Annotated in this window: 15 protein-coding genes; 8 read left to right on the top strand and 7 right to left on the bottom strand. The window is 57.3% G+C overall.

What is annotated here, in order from left to right; translation table 11 throughout:
* Nucleotides 1–7: 7 nt before the first annotated feature.
* Genes ACVI1L_RS25130 through ACVI1L_RS25110 form a run of 5 tightly spaced genes read right to left on the bottom strand, consistent with a single transcriptional unit; the run spans nucleotide 8 to nucleotide 5,721 of the window.
* Nucleotides 8–1,096 carry an NAD(P)/FAD-dependent oxidoreductase gene (locus ACVI1L_RS25130; RefSeq protein ID WP_456784115.1) on the bottom strand — a complete coding sequence of 363 codons (1,089 nt, stop codon included), beginning with the start codon at nucleotides 1,094–1,096 and terminating at the stop codon, nucleotides 8–10.
* Complete coding sequence (locus tag ACVI1L_RS25125) at nucleotides 1,096–1,434, bottom strand: cupin domain-containing protein (protein ID WP_456784114.1); 339 nt, start codon at nucleotides 1,432–1,434, stop codon at nucleotides 1,096–1,098. Before ACVI1L_RS25125 ends, ACVI1L_RS25130 begins: the two co-directional genes overlap by 1 nt.
* A gap of 52 nt (nucleotides 1,435–1,486) precedes the next feature.
* Nucleotides 1,487–2,797 (bottom strand): lysine N(6)-hydroxylase/L-ornithine N(5)-oxygenase family protein, encoded by a 1,311-nt coding sequence (locus ACVI1L_RS25120; protein ID WP_456784113.1) that lies wholly within the window; start codon nucleotides 2,795–2,797, stop codon nucleotides 1,487–1,489.
* Nucleotides 2,798–2,821: 24 nt separating this feature from the next.
* Nucleotides 2,822–4,039, bottom strand: a complete 1,218-nt coding sequence (locus ACVI1L_RS25115) for an MFS transporter (RefSeq protein ID WP_456784112.1) — start codon at nucleotides 4,037–4,039, stop codon at nucleotides 2,822–2,824.
* Nucleotides 4,036–5,721: a class I tRNA ligase family protein gene (locus ACVI1L_RS25110; protein WP_253640583.1), complete on the bottom strand. Its 1,686-nt coding sequence runs from the start codon at nucleotides 5,719–5,721 to the stop codon at nucleotides 4,036–4,038. Before ACVI1L_RS25110 ends, ACVI1L_RS25115 begins: the two co-directional genes overlap by 4 nt.
* A gap of 269 nt (nucleotides 5,722–5,990) precedes the next feature.
* Here ACVI1L_RS25110 and ACVI1L_RS25105 point away from each other — a divergent pair, with 269 nt between their 5' ends.
* The gene (locus ACVI1L_RS25105; protein ID WP_253640584.1) at nucleotides 5,991–6,152 is read left to right on the top strand and encodes a hypothetical protein; all 162 of its coding nucleotides are present in this window, start codon (nucleotides 5,991–5,993) and stop codon (nucleotides 6,150–6,152) included.
* A gap of 755 nt (nucleotides 6,153–6,907) precedes the next feature.
* Here the strand turns inward: ACVI1L_RS25105 and ACVI1L_RS25100 are convergent.
* Together ACVI1L_RS25100 and ACVI1L_RS25095 are read right to left on the bottom strand one after the other, a co-directional pair.
* Nucleotides 6,908–7,744, bottom strand: coding sequence for a YopT-type cysteine protease domain-containing protein (locus ACVI1L_RS25100; RefSeq protein ID WP_456784111.1), 837 nt, complete (start codon nucleotides 7,742–7,744; stop codon nucleotides 6,908–6,910).
* Nucleotides 7,745–8,250: 506 nt separating this feature from the next.
* Nucleotides 8,251–8,586, bottom strand: a complete 336-nt coding sequence (locus ACVI1L_RS25095) for a DUF7694 domain-containing protein (RefSeq protein WP_456784110.1) — start codon at nucleotides 8,584–8,586, stop codon at nucleotides 8,251–8,253.
* Nucleotides 8,587–12,039: 3,453 nt separating this feature from the next.
* On the opposite strand from ACVI1L_RS25095, the gene ACVI1L_RS25090 reads away from it, so the two are divergent.
* The 7 genes from ACVI1L_RS25090 (at nucleotide 12,040) to ACVI1L_RS25060 (ending at nucleotide 19,840) form a co-directional block, all read left to right on the top strand.
* The gene (locus ACVI1L_RS25090; protein ID WP_253640586.1) at nucleotides 12,040–13,509 is read left to right on the top strand and encodes an acetyl-CoA carboxylase biotin carboxylase subunit; all 1,470 of its coding nucleotides are present in this window, start codon (nucleotides 12,040–12,042) and stop codon (nucleotides 13,507–13,509) included.
* 1 nt (nucleotide 13,510) lies between these two features.
* Nucleotides 13,511–14,014, top strand: coding sequence for an acetyl-CoA carboxylase biotin carboxyl carrier protein subunit (locus ACVI1L_RS25085; RefSeq protein WP_253640587.1), 504 nt, complete (start codon nucleotides 13,511–13,513; stop codon nucleotides 14,012–14,014).
* A gap of 1 nt (nucleotide 14,015) precedes the next feature.
* A complete protein-coding gene (locus tag ACVI1L_RS25080) occupies nucleotides 14,016–15,623 on the top strand; it encodes an acyl-CoA carboxylase subunit beta (protein WP_253640588.1) in 1,608 nt (535 codons plus the stop codon).
* Nucleotides 15,624–16,188: 565 nt separating this feature from the next.
* Entirely contained in the window at nucleotides 16,189–17,202 is a 1,014-nt protein-coding gene (gene trpD / locus ACVI1L_RS25075) for an anthranilate phosphoribosyltransferase (RefSeq protein ID WP_253641080.1), read from the top strand.
* 235 nt (nucleotides 17,203–17,437) lie between these two features.
* Nucleotides 17,438–17,623, top strand: a complete 186-nt coding sequence (locus ACVI1L_RS25070; protein WP_050404901.1) for a hypothetical protein — start codon at nucleotides 17,438–17,440, stop codon at nucleotides 17,621–17,623.
* Between the two features lie 218 nt (nucleotides 17,624–17,841).
* On the top strand, nucleotides 17,842–18,354 hold the full coding sequence (locus ACVI1L_RS25065; RefSeq protein ID WP_253640589.1) for a flavin reductase family protein: 513 nt from the start codon (nucleotides 17,842–17,844) through the stop codon (nucleotides 18,352–18,354).
* A gap of 421 nt (nucleotides 18,355–18,775) precedes the next feature.
* Nucleotides 18,776–19,840 (top strand): M20 family metallopeptidase, encoded by a 1,065-nt coding sequence (locus ACVI1L_RS25060; RefSeq protein ID WP_456785608.1) that lies wholly within the window; start codon nucleotides 18,776–18,778, stop codon nucleotides 19,838–19,840.
* Nucleotides 19,841–19,998 lie beyond the last annotated feature (158 nt).

The raw sequence follows: 19,998 nt of genomic DNA, 5'->3' as shown, positions 1-19,998 counted from the left end.
GCCACCCTCATGTCGCCGTACTGGCGTGTTTATCCGCACAATATAGGGATCGTACCGCCTCTTGCGCACATGCTGGCCCAAAGCGAAACCCATTACCCGAACCACCGCCGATCACATGCAAACCTGCGATATCTTTCGCAGGACGGGAAAACGGGACACCATCCGCCGAATAGCAGTCGCAGAACACACGTGCTGACGCCACCGCTGGCACCTCGGAGGAGAACCACTTGGCCAGAATTGCGTTGGCACGCGCGAGATCATCCGAACTGAGCCGCAGTTCATTGGTGACCGGCTTTACATCCCATTCCTGCGAGGTAAAGCTGAACAGCCAGTATCCTTGCTCGATCATGGGAATGAGGAACGCGTAGTCATCGAACAGCCCGATCATTGGACAGTTCGGCGTGGGCCGTGCGGCCAAATGGAGCGCGACGACCTTCTTAACTCGCAACCCCGGTTCGTCTGTTAGGTGCTGACGCAACGGTGACTCCGGTAACCATGGCCCGATTGCGAGAATGGCCCGCTTCGCCGCGAGTTCGCTGTTATCAGCGATCTGGAGAAGAATATTGCGCGGCCCCTTCCGTATTCTTGTAATCGATGTACGCTCGCTTATTGAAACCCCTTCGATCTTGAGCCTTTGAGTCAGATCCTGAACAATGGAATCGACTTGACAATACGAACCACGATCTAACATGACGGCCACATCGCCGGGGACCGAGAACTGCGGCAGCGATAATAGCCTCTCGACAAGAACGAAGGGTGTTGATGGGGTCAGGTGGCCCACGCTGCTCTGTCGCGCGAGTTCGCCGGGATTGCGCGTCAACCAAAACACATCACAGTCTCGTCCCTTGGGCCATTGTCCGTCGGGATAGATCCCGCGCCAGAATTTCGAACCACAGTCGATGAGGCTCCTTTCCTTCTGGTTACGACAGATGTTGATCTGGATCCCAGGCGCAAACCGGCTCGTACCAGATCCAACGATATCTCGTTCGGCGATGACTATTCTTTTTTCCGGGCGATCGCTCGCTGCGATGAAGGCAGCACTGAGGCCCATAACGCCAGCCCCGATGACTGCGAGGTCATAGATATTGTCAGTCATTAAGCTTGTTTCCAGGATATGGAGAAGGCGCTCAGAACTTCGCTGCCACTATTCCGCAAATGATGGCTCTGATTTGGTCGCAGAAACACCAGATCGCCGGCCTTCACGGCCAACTCACCATCGTCGGTCACTACGTGACCGCGCCCGCTCGTGATTCGCCAGATCTCGGTGGAAGGATGAGAATCAGGCTTCGACACCGCAAGTGGATCGAGGTGGAATTCGATGAATTCGACCGGAACGGTGATCTCCGGATCATCTATCCCTTTGACGTCCTGTACCAGTACGCCGGGGCTATAGACCGTTACGTCCCCCAAAGTCATCAGCTGAGCATTCTTCATGGTGTATCTCCGATCATGCAGCTGGATCGCGGCATGCTACCCATTGTGATCCTCAACGGGCGCTCTCGGGCACCGCACCATTCCACTTGAGAGCCCCTGTTGCAGGTCCGCAATCGTAAGCCACCCGACCAATGATCGAGTTGAGCACCGTTGAGGCCCGCCAAGGAACCAAACTCAGATTTGTGTCGGCGATGCCATGTTGAAATCGTGCGCCATTCTGGACGTATAAGCGGCAGCTTTCGGGGCCATCAAACCGGGCCCTGAACTCCTTGCCGACCACGATCTCCCGAGAGCCACCAGGCGCACTCACAATCGAAAGCCGGTTTGCGACCGGCTCCAGAAAGAAAGGGATCTCGGTACGATAGCCCGTGGCCAGCACAATAATGTCAGCGACATGTTCTGCGCGAACGCCGGTGGCCTGCTGACGCACCCCCAGGCGAAATGGAGATATGGCACGCAGCTCCTCAGCCATTGTGTCGACGCGTATTTCGACCCGAGCGGGATACGAACCTCGACAAACTTCGCGATCGTAAAGTGCGTTGTAGATCGCGCGCAGTGTCGATGGGTTGACGCCATCGCTCGCCAAAGCTTGCTGTTCAAGGGTTTGCCTTCTGGCGGCTTCGCTTTGCTCAAGGAACCATCCCCCATACTGTGGAAAGAACCACTCATTGACGAAGGGACTATCTTCCAGGGCAAATATGCTTGCGCGGCGCGTGACCCAGACCAGAGCTTCCAGCGCGCCGCATGCACCAGTTAGCAGATGAAGAAATATTTCTGCTCCGCTTTGGCCACCACCTACCACAACAACGCGCTTGCTGGAGAACTCGCGGCGCCGCAGGAGGAAGGTACTCGCGTGAAACACCTGATTCTCCGGTGCATTTCTGCTCCAGTCAGGAACAGAGGGCACCCGGCCTACGCCGACCACTGTCGTACGGCTCTGATAATTGCGGCGATTGGTAGCGATACTGAACGCCTCGCCGCGCAGTTCGACTGAAATAACCTGTTCGCCGAATTGAACGTTCGCTAACTTTTCTGCTGCCCATTTCAAATAATCTTCAAATTCATCCCGGCCAACCGAAGCGATTCCTCGAACAATGGCTTGATAAAGTCGTCTTTTCTCGTGCAGATAGGCGAGAAAACTATATCTACTGGTCGGATCTGCCGGTGTTACCAGGTCCTTTAAGGGGCTGGTTTGCATGAAAGCCCCATCTAGAAGCAAACCTGGATGCCAATTTAGCGTCTCCGATCTTTCCAGGATGTGTAAGGAAATTTCCGGGATCGGGGCCGCGAGCGCTGCCAGGCTCAGATTCGCCGGGCCTGCGCCGATTGCCGTTACCTGATGGCCGCCGCTCTGCTTTGACATCACGCTATCCGCAAGATGAGCCACTTAACGCTCCCGGCTGGTCGAAAACACTTGAATTGCGAGAACGATTCCATTGCCACCGACAAGCATCATCATGCTCTTCAGCAAATCATCGAAGCTGTGGGCGCTCACGATCTGCCCGGCGATATATGGAAATCCGAATAGGCCAACGAAGTAGGAAAGCGTGAAGACCTGAGACGCAACCGCCAATGATGTCCCGTCTGTACCTGCAATGAGCACAACCATACCGTTCAGAGTCGAATAGCTAAGTCCGTATCCAAGGGCGAACATCGCTGTACCGAGGATGTAGATGTCCGCACTCCTTGCATTCATCAAAAGCAAGAATAGTCCCGCCATAGTGCACACGATGAGAAACGCAGCGACCCACTCAAGCCGGACCTTTCCGATGACCGGCGCCACCGCGAAGCGCAAGAAAACGGCTGTCAACGTGAAGACTAGAAAGAATGTATCGGCGGATTGCCCCCGCGATGAAGCGTAAAGCGTCTGGAACGTGGACAGACCGGAAAACACGCATGCGCCGATTCCGATCATAACGATCGGATAACGAGTGTTCGACTTGAAAGCCTCCCGCACGCCCACAACCGTGAGTCGAACAGCCGCCATTTTGATCTGAGGAGCCTGCGCCAGTGCCCTGCCGGCCAACTCCAGCAGCATCGCGCCAACGAGACATGCAGCCGCGAATAGAGAGTACGCTGCGATATAGGATCCGAAAATCTCCACGACGGTGCGCGCCAGGGGAACAGCAAGTCCGATCCCCAGCATCTGGGATCCGGAAAGCAAGGTGAGATACTTGACACGAGCAGCAGGCCGTACGCGTTCCAGGATTTGAAGCGGCGCCAGCATATAGAAGATTGACCATCCAATGCCGAGCGAGAGCCCACCGAAATAAGCGAGGAACATAAAAATTGGAGCCGCTGCAAAACAGATCATTGCAATTGCCATCACCACGGCAGCAAGGACGATCGTTCGCATCACCCCACATAGATCGGCGATCCGGCCAGCCACAAGCGAACATAGTATTGTCGCGACCGTACCGGTCGAAATAACTGTTCCTGCTATGGATGCGCTCTGTGGTGCCGAGCGCAGAGCATCCACGAGAAAGAAGCTCGCCCCATAGGACGCGGCCACATTGATGCTACCAAGCATGAATGGAATCGAGACCTCGAGCGGCACTTCATCGGGCAATTTCTCGGCGGCGACGATGTTCCCTGCGGCTCTCATTGTGCAACTTTTCCCGGAAGGCACCGATCAATGTCTGCGGCCGTCAAGCTAGGCCCATCGATTCTTGGTGCGCTTCCGCTTCGTTCGGACGAGGGTCGCGTAGCGCAGGCTGCGATGGGATGTCCTTGATGGCCGAGCCAGTGCCACAGAGCTTCTGTTATCCTGGGCATCAGCGGCCAACCCAGTATACTGAAGCCCATCAGCCATGAGTAAGCGATTTGATGGTTCGGATTGGAATCAAGACAATCGAGCCATTCGGTCACCGATCTGGACGCGTGCGACACGCGCAGATGATCTAGCGAGAGAGCTGAGCTCTGTTGGTTGTACAGCCGGTTCAGCGCGATCATCATCGCATCATCTACGTGACACGCGGCAGAAGCCGGCATCGCGTTGATGATGTCCGTACAACGATTGATGACCACAGCGCTCTTGTCGAGAATCGCATTATAGCGATCAATCAATTGATTCGGGATCAGATCGGTCTCCGCTTCTTCGGGGCAGATTTCCGACAGACACACTCTGAGAATATCGATACATATATCCGGCACTTGAGCGATTTCACCTGCCCAAATCACGTGGCCGCGACTGGTAGAGAACTTCGATCCGTTCAACCGAAGGAAATGATTAAAGAAAATTCGGTCAAATTGGCGAAATGACTCCTGACCCAATGCACATCCGGTAACGCCCACGAGCATCGGGATCGTATTGTCGATGCCGGTCGCGCCGATCAAGAAAGTATCGGAATTGCGCGCAAAGGCACTTGGCGTTCCGGATGCCTCCGCATCTTTATGCCCACAATAGAGGGAATGAGCGTAGAGCAACGAGGAGTAGCTAAACAGGATCTGACGTGTGTTGAACTGCTGCGAATTCCAGGCCAATCCATGCAGGCCAGGAACGGTCAACCGCATTCGCTGCCCTTTGCGTGCGATATAGCGCCTCCCTATCTCCACAAAGCCAGGTTCGATAGCCGCATCGTCCCACGCCCGAACGAGTTGGTCGTTTCGTGTGATTGAGAGAAAGGCAGAGATGTTATCTGTCCATTCTAGGATCCGTCCTCGCCTCGACACCGGATTTCGCACTTCATCTGGCTCGAAATGATCTCCACACTGTTCGCAGAAGAAGCTCCCTGCAGATGCTTCGCATACGGGGCAGGTTGCGCCAAACCAGCCTCCAATGCAGAAACGCTCTTCCGTTGGCGTCAGAGCAGAGCCCGCATCGTCGACGGGTAGCCGCGCTGCGCGAAACTCCAGCGATCCTGCTGCAGATAACGCATCCATGAGCGCGTTGCTGACATTGGAAAACCGCCGAAGATTTTTGCCATGGGCTGGATCATCGAAATGATCGAAAACGATCCCTAGTGAGGCGAGATCATGAGCAATCCCGACATGGAAGCCATGAGCCAAGTCCGACGGGTCGATGTTCTCGCGCGCTGCTCGGACTAGAACATGGTTCTCGAAACCATCGGTCGTCAGACCGGAGCGAACATGATGCCCTGCCCTCTTCAGGTGCCTTTGTACGACGTCCATTCTGAGAAATGGCCCGGCAGCATGGCCAAGATGTGCTCTGCCATTAGCCGTCAAGTTGACGGGCGAGATATATACGTCGGCGGGATTCGTGTTCGCTACGTTTAGCGGCGTGATGATTGGGCTTCTTCTCATATCTGCACAAATGACATCCAGCAACAGATCCTGAAAACACCCGAATAGACATCCAGACAACTCGCCACGACAACGGGAATACGCGCGCGGCTTGACAGGTTATGGATCCCATCGGGTTGCGGATTTCGAGCCAGGATGTTCAAAGCGTGTCACATACTCTTTGAGTACCTCTAAACCCTCTCCTAGCTGGACGCTTCACGTATCGGTTCACCTCAGCTCGCAACCTGCACCAACCTCTCCACCTCTGCTTAGTCAATCGAACTGATCGCCCCTGGAGCGATCGAGATGTCGCCGTGAAGAAGCAAGCGGCGGGCCAATTCACAATCGTTGATTTTGCCGGTGCCGCGGCCTGCATTTATGTCGACTACCGACATCTGGTCACGAACCTGACAGGCGGGCTCGGCGCGGGCCGGCAGGAGTCCGCCACAGGATCTTTTCCCTTCACTCCCTCATGAGCAACGGCGACTCGTGGGGTAACCGGCCCCGGCCAGGGCGACTGCGAGCTCACGATCTACACCGGGCAACCATTCCGGCCATTGCAAGGTTTCAGATGATGCCGCCCAAGCGGACGACCGCGCAGCGATCAAATAGGCCCGCGCGAAAGGGATGCATGCGCTCTCATTGGACGAGATCCGATAGCTTGCTGCGAAACACGGACCTTACCGACCACCCGATTGCGCTACGGAGCAGGTCGTTTCCGCGCGTCGCTGAGAACTGGCCGGCGAACATGCCGACCTCCGCAGGTCGACAAGGCCATTGAACCAACACCAGGAGCTTAACCCTGTTTTTAGAAGGTTGAGACGGCTTCAATCTTGCGCCTCAAGGAGTCGAGTGGTCGCCCCAACTCAACCGAGACCATTCAACAGACACCGTTATTACGCCTTCCCGCGGCGCACAATCCTGGCGTACGGCGACTCAGCCCCCTTAAGTTTGAGGCAGGCGTCCTCTGTCGCGCGTGAGCTGTCGGTCTCTTCCAAGCAAGCAAGGCATTCTCGCGAACGTACAGCACCTCATGCGCAACCATCGTGACTCTCGGCGCCAAGCTGCGATACCTTCAGAGCACTGCCGGGGCGTGGGCAGCAAATTCGATCTTCGATGGCTTCGGAGTTGGCACCTCAAACCAATGCGGTTTCCGATCTCGATCGTTGCCGTCAGGCACAACAATTCGCGCGAGGACGTCGTACCGACCTCCGGAGCCCAGATATGTTGCTCACGTCATTCTTTGCGTGACGACCGTGGATATTCGAAGCCTGTTCGGGGGGGTCCTATATCGGTCGCCGAGGCTTTTGAACAACTCGCCCATCTGGTCTGACCGAACGGTAAATTCTCCATAATTTGGATCAAACAGGGTCGTCATTCCATTCGATGTCGAGGTCGCAATTGTATGCGCGCCACGCGGCTCAAAACGCAGGCTGATCAGATGGACCGATGGATAGTGGGTAACTTCATTCACTATCCGGGCAATTTCGGAGGACGTTCCAAACTCATATTGAGTCTGATTGTTCGCAGGCTCTAATCCCGCCTCACGCAACATTGCGGTTTTTGCCTGAAGGTTGGTAGACTCCACCGCCCTGTCACTTCGCAACAAGGCCTTGAGATCTTCATACCGTTGCTGCCGCACTGCCGCCGAGGCATGGTTTTCAGCGCCCGGTGCCAGCGCGCTCATTCGAGACGATGGACTACCGGCGAGATTGAGGAGCCACTCAGCTGCCAAGCCCACGCAGATGCCATCGACATTGGCGCCAGATAATTCTGCAGTTCTGTATCGGAACAAAGGCTGGCTCGGCTCCGCCGGAGAGGCTGAACTTGAACCGGAAGACAGAGAAGAGGTGGTGAGGTCCAAAGAGACCGAGGTGTGAATGTTCGCATCCGAGGTATGAGGCCTGCTGCAGCAGAGCCCCATTTTATCCGACAGCTCTTCGGGAGGCAGGCCGTCTTCCTGCGCGAGATCCGTAAGCACTTGCTCGAAGTTGCTGTTGTCCGCCGACTGACTCAGTTCATCAGCTTGATCGGCGCGCGTGGCTTGGCCAATTACCGGATTGAACATGGCGCTCCCGTGCCTCCAGCGTATGCTTGCCAGGACCGAGTGGGGCTGGCTGGGCGAGCTCTACCTGCGAATCGTATTGCGGCAAGCTGACGACGAGCTGACGAGCAAGAACAGGTCGAGAAGCCGCCGCATGGCGTCTCTTGGATGGCCACCTTTTCCGCTTACCCAATCCCGGCCGAAATGCCGGCGCCCTGGTCGACGACTTCAAGGATATGGAGTGGTCGGGCACAATCGTCGGAGGATGCAATTTTATCCCGAGCTCGAGTTTGGCGCGGCTCTCCACGCAGATTTGACGCGGAGATGGCCCGATTCTGACGCTGTCGTTCCGTCAATTCGCCAGCACGGGATTCGTCGGGCCGGTGCGTTGTCATCACCTCCTGCTTCGCTGGGCTGGCAAGCCCGCGATGTCAGGCAAACGGAAGAGCCGCCCCCTTCCGTTGCGGTGTGGGCTGACAACAGCGCCGAACCACTGCTTTTGATCGGCCACGCAGACAACTTAGGCTACCTCATAATGCGGTCGCGCTCATGCGGGCAAACCACACTGCCGCCTCCGATGGGCCGAGCCCAACGACGCCTACAAAGCAAGGTGGCGGCATTGGGATGTCCCGATGAGTTGGCCTCCACAGATGCAGGCAATACCGACTGTTATTTACATATTGCGAATGTGGGGGATGCAGCTGCATCACGCATTCCTCTTCATCCCAGAACAGGTCTTTGACGAAGCACATCTCTTCCCAATTCGGACAACGTCGCGGCGTTGAGACAGCGACATGCTCCCAGCCAGGACGAATTAATCCGCTGATCCTCAGTTCACAGCCGCAAGGTCCCTGTACAACGAACATGCCGCAAGGACCTGATCCTGGAAGGCTGGCAAACTGGCCATATTGTACGCGACCGGCCTCCAGCCTCTCTATTACTTGCGTCCGCACGTTTCCTCCTTTGCTTCGTGGACCGCCTTGAAGTCGATGTAGATGACGTTGTTGTTTTGCAACTCACAACTTGGCGCATGCTCCGTCCTCTTTGGGACGGCGCTCCAATACCATTCTTCAGCGAACCACCTGCTGAGAAAGCCGCAGATGTCCATTACTTGTTCTCCTGTCTTTTTGGACGCTGACGCCCTGCCCAGGCGCTTGCCAGTCCTTGCGGGGCCTTTGTTGCCCGAATGCAAACCGTGCAAGATCCACTCGATAATGACCCGGCGCATAGGTTGAGCATTGCTACCCTGGGAAGCTCGGCGGCTATGGGAGCCGACATCTCGATCACCGCACGAGGCCCATGCAGAGCGCCTTGCTCATTGACTGCAGCGTACACCGCTGAACAACGTGCGCATCAGCATACGATGTGGCCTTGAGCTCTCGCGGTTAGCGCACAATGTTTCGTTGCGTGCGCCGCGTTGATGTTACGCGGAGATGCGCTTGATCCTACGGAGGCGTCCAGGGCCGCCACGTCATCGCCGGCGGATCGACCACCATGCTTGGTATGCACTCCGAAATGGCCTGACATCTACATTCCATCATCGCTCGCAATACCACAGCACAATTCGCCTATTCTCGCTCAATGCTTCGCAAGGGCGATTGCTGCCTCACCAACTGTCCTGCGATCATTCGCCGCTTTCTGCTCGCCGACTCTGAAACAGGGCCAATGCGTCATCTATGTGACCATGATTGATTCGTCCGGGAGCAAAATCGAAACGGGCTAGCCTCACGCCGCAATGGTTAGGCATAACGTGTCCCTAGACCGATAACATCCATGGGTTGATGAGGTCTCGTAAGCTAATGGTCAGAGAAGCTGATTAGTCTATCTTGAGGGACTGCAATCGCGCTGCCATTGGCGGCCCCTTTGCCGCGTCCCTACAATGCAACTCCCGACCCCTGTTTGCCAAATGTCGCTAGCGAGCTCTTGCCTTCTTTCGATGCCGATGTCGCCTTCCGGACACCAAGGTCGCAACTCCGCCCAAGTGCAGCGAGTTCGTGTCGCCAAACCGAGCGGGTGGCTTGCTTCGCATCAAGGCTGCGCCGGCACTATTCCGCTCGTGGCATGTTGATTGCTGCAGTGAGTCCAGACGTCACTCATCTGGCTATTTCTTTAGTTCCGAGCGATGCACTGCCCGGTGCCCCTCAGCTTTGGTAGCACCTCGTCTAACCGCCCACTGCATGAGAAGGCCATCACGTGGATGCATGCCGGTCGCACCGCAAACAAGAATCCGATAACCCGTGCCATGAAGGAAGACTGTGAGCTTATGAACGATACGATGCATCCGGAGACCAGCCGTTTCCCGCGGACCAGTGCGGCACGTGGTCAATGACTCACTGGCGCGCACCAAAGGACCCGACTGTCAGGCCTTACGACGCCGATTGCCGTTGTTTGCAGGCGCAACGGCGATGGAATCTATGGCCGCTGGCCGCGCTCCTCCTGGGTGCGCTGCTCTGGGCCAGCATTTACTGGATCGTCGCAGCGGTCTTCTTATGAGCCAAAGAAGCTCGCGGAACTGACAAATCACAAGTAAAGCTACGTCGGATGGCACGCGCGTGCACCTCCCGACCTCCGCGATCCGATTGTAGGCCAGGAATATCCCTACCGTCAGTTGGAAGCGGACACTTCTTTCACAGGTCAGCTTTGTGCTCCGGCGCGGCTAGCAGGATATGAATTCGCAATTGAGCAGTAAGACGCCTCCAGCATACCATGCCGAACCAGCTTCGCTGGCGACTCAATATGCCTCGAAGCCGCAAGGCCTATCGTGGACCAAAACGCCAAAATCCAGCGCTACTTGCTTGGATGCGCCGATTGCCGAGTGACATTTGCTCCGCGATCGGCGCTGCGGCCGTCCAGCTGAGGCGCGGCTTATCGAGGCCCGGCAAAGCCCTACAGCTCTCACTCTGACCATGTTTCGTCCTCACTTCGGCGCGTCTGCCACTCTTGGGCACGCCGTGCCAGCTTATCGTACTCGATCGCAACGTTAAGAAGCCTGTCTCTGGGTTTACCATAAGCGAGTCCTTCCGCCTTTTTTCGCGTTGCTTCCGCGCGGCTTCGCCAGTGGTCGGGCTGGTAGAGTTTACTTTTCGGATTCATGCCGTGAGCATGCAATTTGGACATCAAAGAAATGCGACACCGGCGCTCCGTATAATCACCTAAGGGCCGGCGGTCACCAAAGCGCCATTTGCCACCGTAAGAGGATACTCAGTCGATTTGATCCAAGAAGGGACTTGAATCGCACGCAGCGTCAGATTGTACGATCCTGGACAGATTGGGACCGCCTCCGACAATCCAGACGCTACCTGCAGGCAATGAGAATAGCGAATGTATCAAACATCTAAACTCAGCTGGCGAGAGTCGCTCGGGATCATACGCTTCTGCAGATACGTGCCTGTTCACACCTTATCCGAGGCTACCTCGGCCAGCAGCGGAAGAGATCGAGCCCTTCGATATTTCTACAGAAGGCGCTCTCATCCCAATCGCCGTCTCCACATTAATGTGGAGCGCAGGCCGACTACACTGAACATGACCTGGAGGAGCCTCATCAGGGCTCGTTACGCAGGATCAATTCCGTCATCAGCTATGGCTTGAGTACACCTGGCTTTTGCTCATCTCTCTGCCTCGATAAGCTCGGCTCCAGGCCGCAGGTCTTGTTCGATTCCGTATCGCGCCAGCCATGGCGGCAACTATCGGCCGTGAGGTGGGCTGTGCTCGAGCACCTCAAGACGTGCCACGCCGAATACTTCAGGACATCCAGGCATACCAGAGTCGGCGAAACGAAACTCGCAGGCATTGCACCTGGCGCTACACGTCGACTGGCCGACGGAGATGCCATTTTGCGCTTCGCTCAAGACATCGCAGACCTACCAACCTTAAGGAATGACATGACTCAAGACCAAGGGGCCGGTTCGGCTTCGCTCCTCAAATCCTGCCGCGCCATCGCTCTAGCTGCCGCAGTGACTGGTGTAATCCCGTGGCAGGTAAACGCGCGAGACCAAGCTCCGACTCCCGAGGAGAGACAGGCGTGTATGGAGGACGTGTTCCGCCTTTGCAGCAATCACATACCGAGCCACGTCGCTATCCTTGCTTGCCTCAGATCCAAGCACGCCAGCCTCAGCCAGCAATGCCGTTACGTGATCTCCTCACGAGATACGGGCAAGAACGGCGGCAGCTCGAAGTAGAGGATCGGGTGGCCTGTTCGCCAGCCTGGCGTTCCGAGATAGCCCGCCTAGCACGCAGGACGTTCACGCGACGTCGGCTGGAGGCAACGAGCCCGGCCACTCACGACGGTTTGGTCCCTTCATGCTTAATTGGATAGGCCAATGCAACAATTGCCCTTCGATACCGTACTGATCGCCAACAGGGGCGAGATAGCCGCCCGCATCGTCAAAACGTTACGTAAACTTGGACTCCGTTCTGCAATTGCGTACCACGAAATAGACGCGAGAACCCCCGCCGTTTCCATGGCCGACCTGGCGATTCAGATCAGCGGCAGCACGCCGATCGCAAGTTATCTCGATACTGGGCAGATCATCGCAGCCGCCGAGCAGGCGCGCGCCGGCGCGCTGCATCCCGGTTATGGGCTGCTTTCCGAAAATGCGGAGTTCGCCAGAGCCGTGACAAACGCCGGCGTTGCGTTCATCGGTCCTCTTCCTGACACTATCGAACTGATGGGGGACAAGATCCGCGCACGCAATTTCGTTCACTCCAACGGCTTTCCGGTCGCCCCCTGCGTCATCGAAGAAGATGATCCGGCGACGTTTGCCTCCAGAGCGCAGGCCATGGGAGCTCCTCTGCTCGTGAAGCCATCGGCTGGTGGCGGCGGTAAGGGCATGCGGATTGTACGCGACCTTAATACCTTGGAGGCAGCCATCGAGCAGGCGCGCAGTGAGGCGGGCCGTTACTTTGGAGATGCCCGCCTCTATGCCGAACGATATCTCGAATGCCCGCGACACATCGAAGTACAGGTACTCGGTGACTGCTTAGGGAACCTCGTGCATCTGTTCGAGCGCGAATGTTCCGTGCAGCGCCGGTTCCAGAAGATTATCGAGGAAGCGCCCTCGCCTGGGCTATCCCAAGAATTGCGGGCTCGAATTTGCGATACGGCGGTTCGCATCGCTCGTGCAGCGAACTACCGGAATGCAGGAACGGTCGAATTCATCTTCAGCGGAGATGATTTCTACTTCCTCGAAATGAATACACGACTTCAGGTCGAGCATCCGGTCACCGAGATGATTACTGGCCTCGATCTAGTGGCGGAACAGATCTATGCGGCAGCGGGCCGCGAACTTGCATTCTCCCAGTCCGATGTCGTTTCGAACGGCCATGCAATCGAGCTCCGGCTGTACGCGGAGGCTCCTGAACGCGGATACGTTCCGACCACCGGAAAAGTACTTCTTCTCGAGTATCCCAATGACGTACGGATCGACAGCGGCATCATGCAAGGCCAGCACATCACGCCGGCGTTTGATCCGATGCTCGCCAAGATCATCGTGCATTCACCAAGTCGCATGGAATCTGCTCTAAAAGCCCATCGTGCAGTTCGCGAATTGGTTTTACTGGGATGCGAGACCAATGCGAACTTGCTCGCCCGGATCGTTTCCGACGAGGCATTTCTCGGCGGTCACTTCCATGTCGGATACCTTGAACAAAACCCGCATCTCGCAGCGGGCAATTTTGCTGCCGGAATGTCTGCGTTCCTAGCATCCGCCGCTCTCCTGACGAGGCCGGTCCGCGACTCGGCAGATGCCGTGCCAGAGCTTCATTCAGCGCTCGGCAATTGGAGAAACTGAAGTGTATCACTCGTTCGAGGTTGACGGCGTAGATCATACATTGTGGCTTTCGGCCAGCCGGCATGGCTACCGCCTTCATTTGCGAGACGAGGTGATTGCCCCCGTCGCATTCACCCAGAGCAGCGACAGCAGCGGCATCCTGACCATTGCCGGGCAGAGCGAACCCGTCAGGTTCGTGATCGACGGGGAGATCATTCACCTCCATATCCGCGGCAGAACGCGTACTTTGCGCTACATCGATCCGCGACGGACCCACGCGGCTGGGAATAGCGGGACTTGTCCCCTCGTAGCCCGGGCGCCAATGCCCGGGACGGTTGTCGCGATCACAGTTTCGCCTGGTGACTCAGTCTCGGCGGGGACGGCGCTAATGATGATTGAAAGCATGAAACTGGAAACGATCATACGATCACCCCAGGACGGCATCGTCGAGCGGATTCACGTCAAGGAGAACGAGAGCTTCGAGCACGACGCCGTACTCGTAACGCTGTCTAAAGAGGGGTTCTGAAATGCAGCGGATTGGTTCTGCGGCGGATGTCGATTCGCAGGAGTTTCGTCGCAACGACCTCCACAACAGACAACTGGCTGCCGAATTGAAGGAGCGCCAACGCTTGGCCCGGTTCGACAGACCTGAGAAAGACTTCGAGCGGCTGCGTCGGCAGAATAAACTGTTTGTTCGCAACCGCCTCGAGGCCTTGCTGGATCCGGAAACTCCTTTCCTGGAGCTTTCCACGCTAGCCGCCAACAAGGCCTACAACGGAGAGGTTCCGGGCGCCGCGCAGGTGGTCGGCATCGGCATCGTTGCGGGGCGAGAAGTGATTATTCACGCTGACGATTCCAGCGTGAAGAGCGGCGCATGGTATCCACTCTCGGTTAAGAAGATCGTGCGGGCCTTGGACATAGCCATCGAAAACCGTCTGCCGGTGGTTCATCTATGCGACTGCGCCGGCGGTTTTCTGCCTTTGCAGGCGGAGTTCTTTGCTGATCGATACCATGCGGGTCGAATTCTGCGCAATCAGTCGATACTCTCGAAGATGGGAGTACCGCAGGTCGCCATCGTCATGGGCCACTGCACCGCGGCAGGGGCCTATGTCCCGGCCCTTAGCGAATACAACATTGTGGTCGAAGGCACGGGAGCAATTTTTCTTGGCGGCCCTCCGGTCGTGAAGGCTGCCACTGGCGAACAAGTCTCCGCCGAAGAGCTCGGCGGTGCCCTCATGCATACGAGCGTGTCGGGCACCAGTGACTATTCCGCAACTTCCGAGCTCCACGCAATCGCGATTGCGCGCAACGTTGTCGCGCGCTTCCACCAACCGGCGAAAACCTGCATCGATCGCGTAGCCCCCGAGCCGCCCGCCTATGATGCATCCGAACTCTACGGCATCATTCCAAAGGACGCGCGAGCGCCGTTCGACATGCGGGAGATCATCGCCCGCCTGGTCGATGGCAGTCGATTTGATGAGTACCAGCCGCGTTATGCGACATCACTCGTGTGCGGCTTTGCCCGGCTCTACGGATATCAAGTCGGGATCGTTGCCAATAACGGCGTTTTGTTCGGCGATAGTGCGCTAAAGGGTGCTCATTTCATCCAAATATGCGACAAGAACCGGACGCCCCTGCTCTTCCTGCAGAACGTCACTGGCTTTATGGTTGGTCGCGAATATGAGCGCCGTGGGATCACCAAAGACGGCGCCAAGCTGATCATGGCTGTGTCCGGCGCGTCAGTCCCGAAGTTTACGATCATTTGCAATAACTCTCATGGCGCAGGAACTTACGCCATGTCCGGACGCGCGTTTGATACTCGATTCGTGTTCAGCTGGCCGAACTCTCAGATTTCCGCGATGGGCGCCGAACAGGCCGCCGGCGTTCTCACCCACGTCAAGGCAAGACAATTGGCTCGCACCGGAGGGCGCCTCACTGAGCAGGAACTGGCAGGCATTCGCGAACCGGTTCTTGAAGAATATCGCGAACGATCAAGCGCCTATTATGCAACATCCGAACTCTGGGACGATGGCATTCTTGATCCTGTCGATACCAGGACTGCCCTTGCAATTGCATTGAGTGCTTCACTCAACGCACCGATCGACGCGCCGCAGTACGGCGTGTTCCGACTGTAAAGCAGGACCGAACACCGACGGCTCGGCCCTGACGCGAGCCGAACCGACAGCTCTCCATTGCTGTATGATGGCTTCCGGTTTCGCCTAATGCACTCTGATTTGCAGTCTGGCGGGATGGTTTGCAGAGGCAGAGGCAGATCAGCACCGCTCTGCCCAAAGCACGTGAGAAGCGACTTCAACCGACAGAACAGCGGTGCTGGCAAGCCGCACGATTTTCCAAGTTACGGCCGCTTCGGCTGAATCATCGTGATCAAGAAGCTGCCGCTAAGGTACATGCGCGGCAGTAGACCTCGCCATCTTTGCTGGCCAGCGACTGCACTGTCCTCATCGGCCGGCGATTTCTTGACGGCGTCCTGACATGGAGCGCTTGACCCTCACGTAGCGTCAGGTTGTAGCCTTTCCGGAATGACGGTGCCAAACCAACCGATACCTCAAACGTCGACGACGTTCGGCCGTGCGCCGATGGGCCGGACAGCTTCATCATGGCGGCCAGTGCCATGCTGTTCAACAAAGCCCTCCGTTGCAGCGAACCGCTTCGGATCCCGACAAAGAGCATGTAAAGTCGATGGAAGCGCTTAAATCAATTATCGGTAAAGTTGCCGCCGGCGCCACTCTGACGCGTGACGAAGCTGCGTCAGCATTCGACGGCCTGATGTCGGGTCATGCGACTCCGTCGCAGATCGGCGGCTTGTTAATGGGATTGCGAGTCAGGGGCGAAACGGTCGAAGAAGTCACCGGTGCGGTCTCCGCGGTACGCGAGCGAATGCCGCGGGTCGAGGTGGCATGCGATCCCATCGGTATCGCTAGTACGAGCGATACCGCCACGCACTCGGCCAACCTGATGACGTGCGCCTCTTTTATCGTGGCCGGAACCGACGTTCCTGTTGCCAGGCATGCCAACAGCGATAGATATTCAGGTGCAAGCACTGCAGACCTATTGGCGCATCTCGGTGTCAACGTTGACCTCAAGCCTGAGGCCGTTGCGCGCTGTGTGCAAGAAGCCGGAATCGGCTTCTCATTTGCGTCAGCTCATTATCCAGCGATGCAGCGCGTTGGCCAGATCCGGACCGCACTTGGGACCCACACCATCCTTAACCTCATCGCGCCACTGTCCAATCCGGCCAGGGTCAAGCGGCAGATCGTTGGGATATTCGCTCGCGAATGGGTTCAGCCTCTGGCTTACGTGCTGAAGAACCTCGGCTCCGAATCGGTGTGGGTGGTTCATGGCTCTAACGGGCTGGGCGAGGTTACCCTCACGGGGCCGACCTTTGTTGCCGCGCTTGAGGCCGGCACGGTGCGCACCTTCGAAGTAACACCGGAACAAGCCGGGCTTGTCCGCTGCGACAAGGAGACGCTCGAGAGCGGCGACACCAAGGCCAATGCCGTCGCCTTGCAAAGCGTGCTCGACGGCGTTCCAGGTCGATTTCGCGACGCTGCACTTTTGAATGCGGCGGCGGCATTGATCGTGGCCGGCCGCGTCGAGAGGCTGCAGGAGGGTGTCGCACTCGCACAACATGCGCTTGACCGTGGCGGCGCAGCCGCTCGATTGAAACGCTTGATTGCAGTCTCCAACGCCTAACAGCCGGGTTGGAAGATGGTTACAGAGTCCAGTTATGACAAGCGGCTATGCGAATGGGCGTCTATTCCTTCGAGATTTCGATGAGTATGTGCCGGCCTGCCTTGCGCCGATCAAAGCAATCCGCGTTAAGGACGTGTGCGAGAGCCATCCCTGTTCATCGGCGAGAGACTGCTCCAGCCCCTGTTGCCGAGGTAGAGACCCGCGGCACGCGCTGCGTTCCAAAGGAGATAGTCAGATGATGTCATCACAGAAGTTGGAAGCACTCGGATCCATCGCAATGATTGAACACATCATTCGAAAGTTTCGTGAATTGATCGATACGGATTGCTCGATCCCGCCCGAACTGCGGGGTTCTCTGCACGCGACGCTCGATGTGCATCTTCTAGATGCAAAAAAGCGCGTTCTCTTACGCGTACATTGAGCGCGCTAACCTGGGCGGCACTCTGGTCGGCAAGCGGAGGACATCAATGTCATGTTCGGTCTCATCATTGCCCTCTGGACACGCGGTTTTCCGAGACTGCGCACCCATCTGCGGCCGCGAGATGAATCCGAGCCTGCCCAAGCTAACGGAGCATCAGAAGTGGGGTATAACTTTAAAGGCAGATCATGACGCACCCCTCATCTCCTGTGGTTGGGAACATGCCGTCTATCCAGCCGGCAGATTTCCGTCAGGCTATGCGACATCTGGCAAGCGGTGTCGCCATCGTGACGACCGGAACGGCCGGCGGACGACGTGGACTGACGGTGAGTTCTGTGGCGTCCATCTGCATGGAACCGCCGTGCTTGCTCGTTGGCATCAACGCCAAATCTGAAGCGCATGACGCGATACTCGCTAGCGGCAGTTTTGCAATCAATCTTCTCCACAGTGACCAGGAGGACCTTGCCCTGCGCTTTGGCGGTCAGGAGGGAACGAAAGGTGTTGATCGCTTCGGCACGGCTTCCTGGACTCAGGGCGTGGTCGACGTTCCGCTATTGTCGAACGCACTTTGCGCGCTCGAATGCGTTTTGTATGACCACAAGATCATTGGCACACATAGGATCTTTATCGGACGAATTGTCGCAGCTCGCGCTGGCCATGGCAATCCATTGATCAACTTCCAGGGCGCGCTTCGAACCTTGCCCCTTGCCAAGTACTGCGCAGAATGCCGCTAGAATGGAATACGCGTTGACCGGACGACCGGTACTGGAGCGATCCTTATTCGAACATTCATCCGGGCAACTCGTGGACGATTTTGGTTCTTTAGGGGCTCACCTCGCGTTGAAAAGCGCGCGTACCTCGCGACTGATTAGACCATCCTACCGCACGCTGGACCGGCATAGCCCCGACGTAAACTACCAGCTTTGGTAGCTCAGTTCTCCTCGGCAGGCGCGTAGCATCAGTGTCGCGGCAGGATCACGGTTTAAAGGCACACTGCGTCACAATCTTCGTGCTCAATCCTGAAGCGAGCAAGTGGGTCGTACCATGACCTTGCGCGAGTGATGAAAGTCGAGATTCGAGGGGCATCACACAACTATGTCCAGTTACCCGTTTGAAACCTCCGCGATCCTCGATGGCATCCGTCGCTGGGTCGAGATCGAGTCCCCGACGGAACGGTCGGATCAGCTCAACAAGCTGGCTGACGTCGTCGCGGCCGGCTATCGCGACCTGCCGGCCACCATCGAGCGCATTGCGGGACGCGAGGGTTGCGGCGATCACCTGGTCACGCGCTCGTCCTGGGGACAGGGCGTGCCGGGCATTCTGGTGTTGAGCCATCTCGACACAGTTCATCCGATGGGATTCATAAGACGACTACCGTTCAAGATCAACGGTGACAGCGCGTTCGGCCCGGGTACCTACGACATGAAGGGCGGCGCCTATCTGGCCTATCATGCATTTCGGCAGATCTGCGCCGACGACGCGCGCCCGCCGCTCGGCATCACCCACCTCTACGTGTCGGATGAGGAGATCGGCAGTCCGACCTCGCGGGCGCTGATCGAGGCCGAGGGCCGCAAGGCAAAATATGTGCTGGTTACCGAACCAGCGCGCGACGGCGGCAAGATCGTCACCGGGCGGAAGGGTGTTGGCCGCTTCGATGTGTTTATCAAGGGCGCGCCGGCGCACGCCGGCGCACGCCCCGAGGACGGCCGTAGCGCGATCCGGGAGCTAGCCAATGTGATCCAGACGCTCGAGGCGATGAACGATCTTTCGCGCGGCATTACCGTCAACGTTGGCGTCGTTCGCGGCGGCACCAAGCCGAACGTAATCGCCGAACAGGCCTATGCGGAAGTCGACCTGCGCGTGCCGACTATGGCTCATGCAGACGAGTTGGTGCCGAGAATTCTCCGAATGACCTCGCGCACCGATGGCGTTCGCCTGAAAGTATCGGGCGGCTTGAACCGTCCTCCCTATGAGAAGAGTAAGGCCGGCGCTACGCTCTACGAACACGCCAGGCAACTTGCCGCTGAGATCGGTTTCGAGCTGCTCGACGCGTTCAGCGGCGGCGGCTCCGACGCCAATTTCACCGCGCTGCATACCGCAACCCTCGATGGCCTCGGCGTAGACGGCAAGGGCGCACACACGCATTATGAGCAACTCTATATTTCATCTATCGAACCTCGCGCGCGGCTGCTGTATCGCCTCTATCAGACATTGCGATAATCCACGCATCAGTAGGCGAGCGAACTTAAGCGGCGGCTGCCGCGCAATCGGCTCTTGGTAGCGAGCACTCGATCGCTGGACGTGCGAGCCTTTTCGACAAGGGCCCTGCCAGCCGCAGGACCATTCTCATGGGAGCGCGACTTTCTGACGCAGATCGT

The sequence above is a fragment of the Bradyrhizobium sp. USDA 4516 genome (assembly GCF_054055915.1).
This window is presented reverse-complemented; position numbering and strand designations above follow the sequence as displayed.

What these genes read in the sequence shown, in the direction of transcription:
- ACVI1L_RS25090 (WP_253640586.1), top strand. Translation starts at nt 12,040, where the DNA reads ATGCAACAATTGCCCTTCGATACCGTACTGATCGCCAACAGGGGCGAG.
- ACVI1L_RS25065 (WP_253640589.1), top strand. Translation starts at nt 17,842, where the DNA reads ATGCCGTCTATCCAGCCGGCAGATTTCCGTCAGGCTATGCGACATCTG.
- ACVI1L_RS25070 (WP_050404901.1), top strand. Translation starts at nt 17,438, where the DNA reads ATGATGTCATCACAGAAGTTGGAAGCACTCGGATCCATCGCAATGATT.
- ACVI1L_RS25100 (WP_456784111.1), bottom strand. Translation starts at nt 7,744, where the DNA reads ATGTTCAATCCGGTAATTGGCCAAGCCACGCGCGCCGATCAAGCTGAT.
- ACVI1L_RS25125 (WP_456784114.1), bottom strand. Translation starts at nt 1,434, where the DNA reads ATGAAGAATGCTCAGCTGATGACTTTGGGGGACGTAACGGTCTATAGC.
- ACVI1L_RS25095 (WP_456784110.1), bottom strand. Translation starts at nt 8,586, where the DNA reads ATGTTCGTTGTACAGGGACCTTGCGGCTGTGAACTGAGGATCAGCGGA.
- ACVI1L_RS25130 (WP_456784115.1), bottom strand. Translation starts at nt 1,096, where the DNA reads ATGACTGACAATATCTATGACCTCGCAGTCATCGGGGCTGGCGTTATG.
- ACVI1L_RS25115 (WP_456784112.1), bottom strand. Translation starts at nt 4,039, where the DNA reads ATGAGAGCCGCAGGGAACATCGTCGCCGCCGAGAAATTGCCCGATGAA.
- trpD (WP_253641080.1), top strand. Translation starts at nt 16,189, where the DNA reads ATGGAAGCGCTTAAATCAATTATCGGTAAAGTTGCCGCCGGCGCCACT.
- ACVI1L_RS25080 (WP_253640588.1), top strand. Translation starts at nt 14,016, where the DNA reads ATGCAGCGGATTGGTTCTGCGGCGGATGTCGATTCGCAGGAGTTTCGT.
- ACVI1L_RS25120 (WP_456784113.1), bottom strand. Translation starts at nt 2,797, where the DNA reads ATGTCAAAGCAGAGCGGCGGCCATCAGGTAACGGCAATCGGCGCAGGC.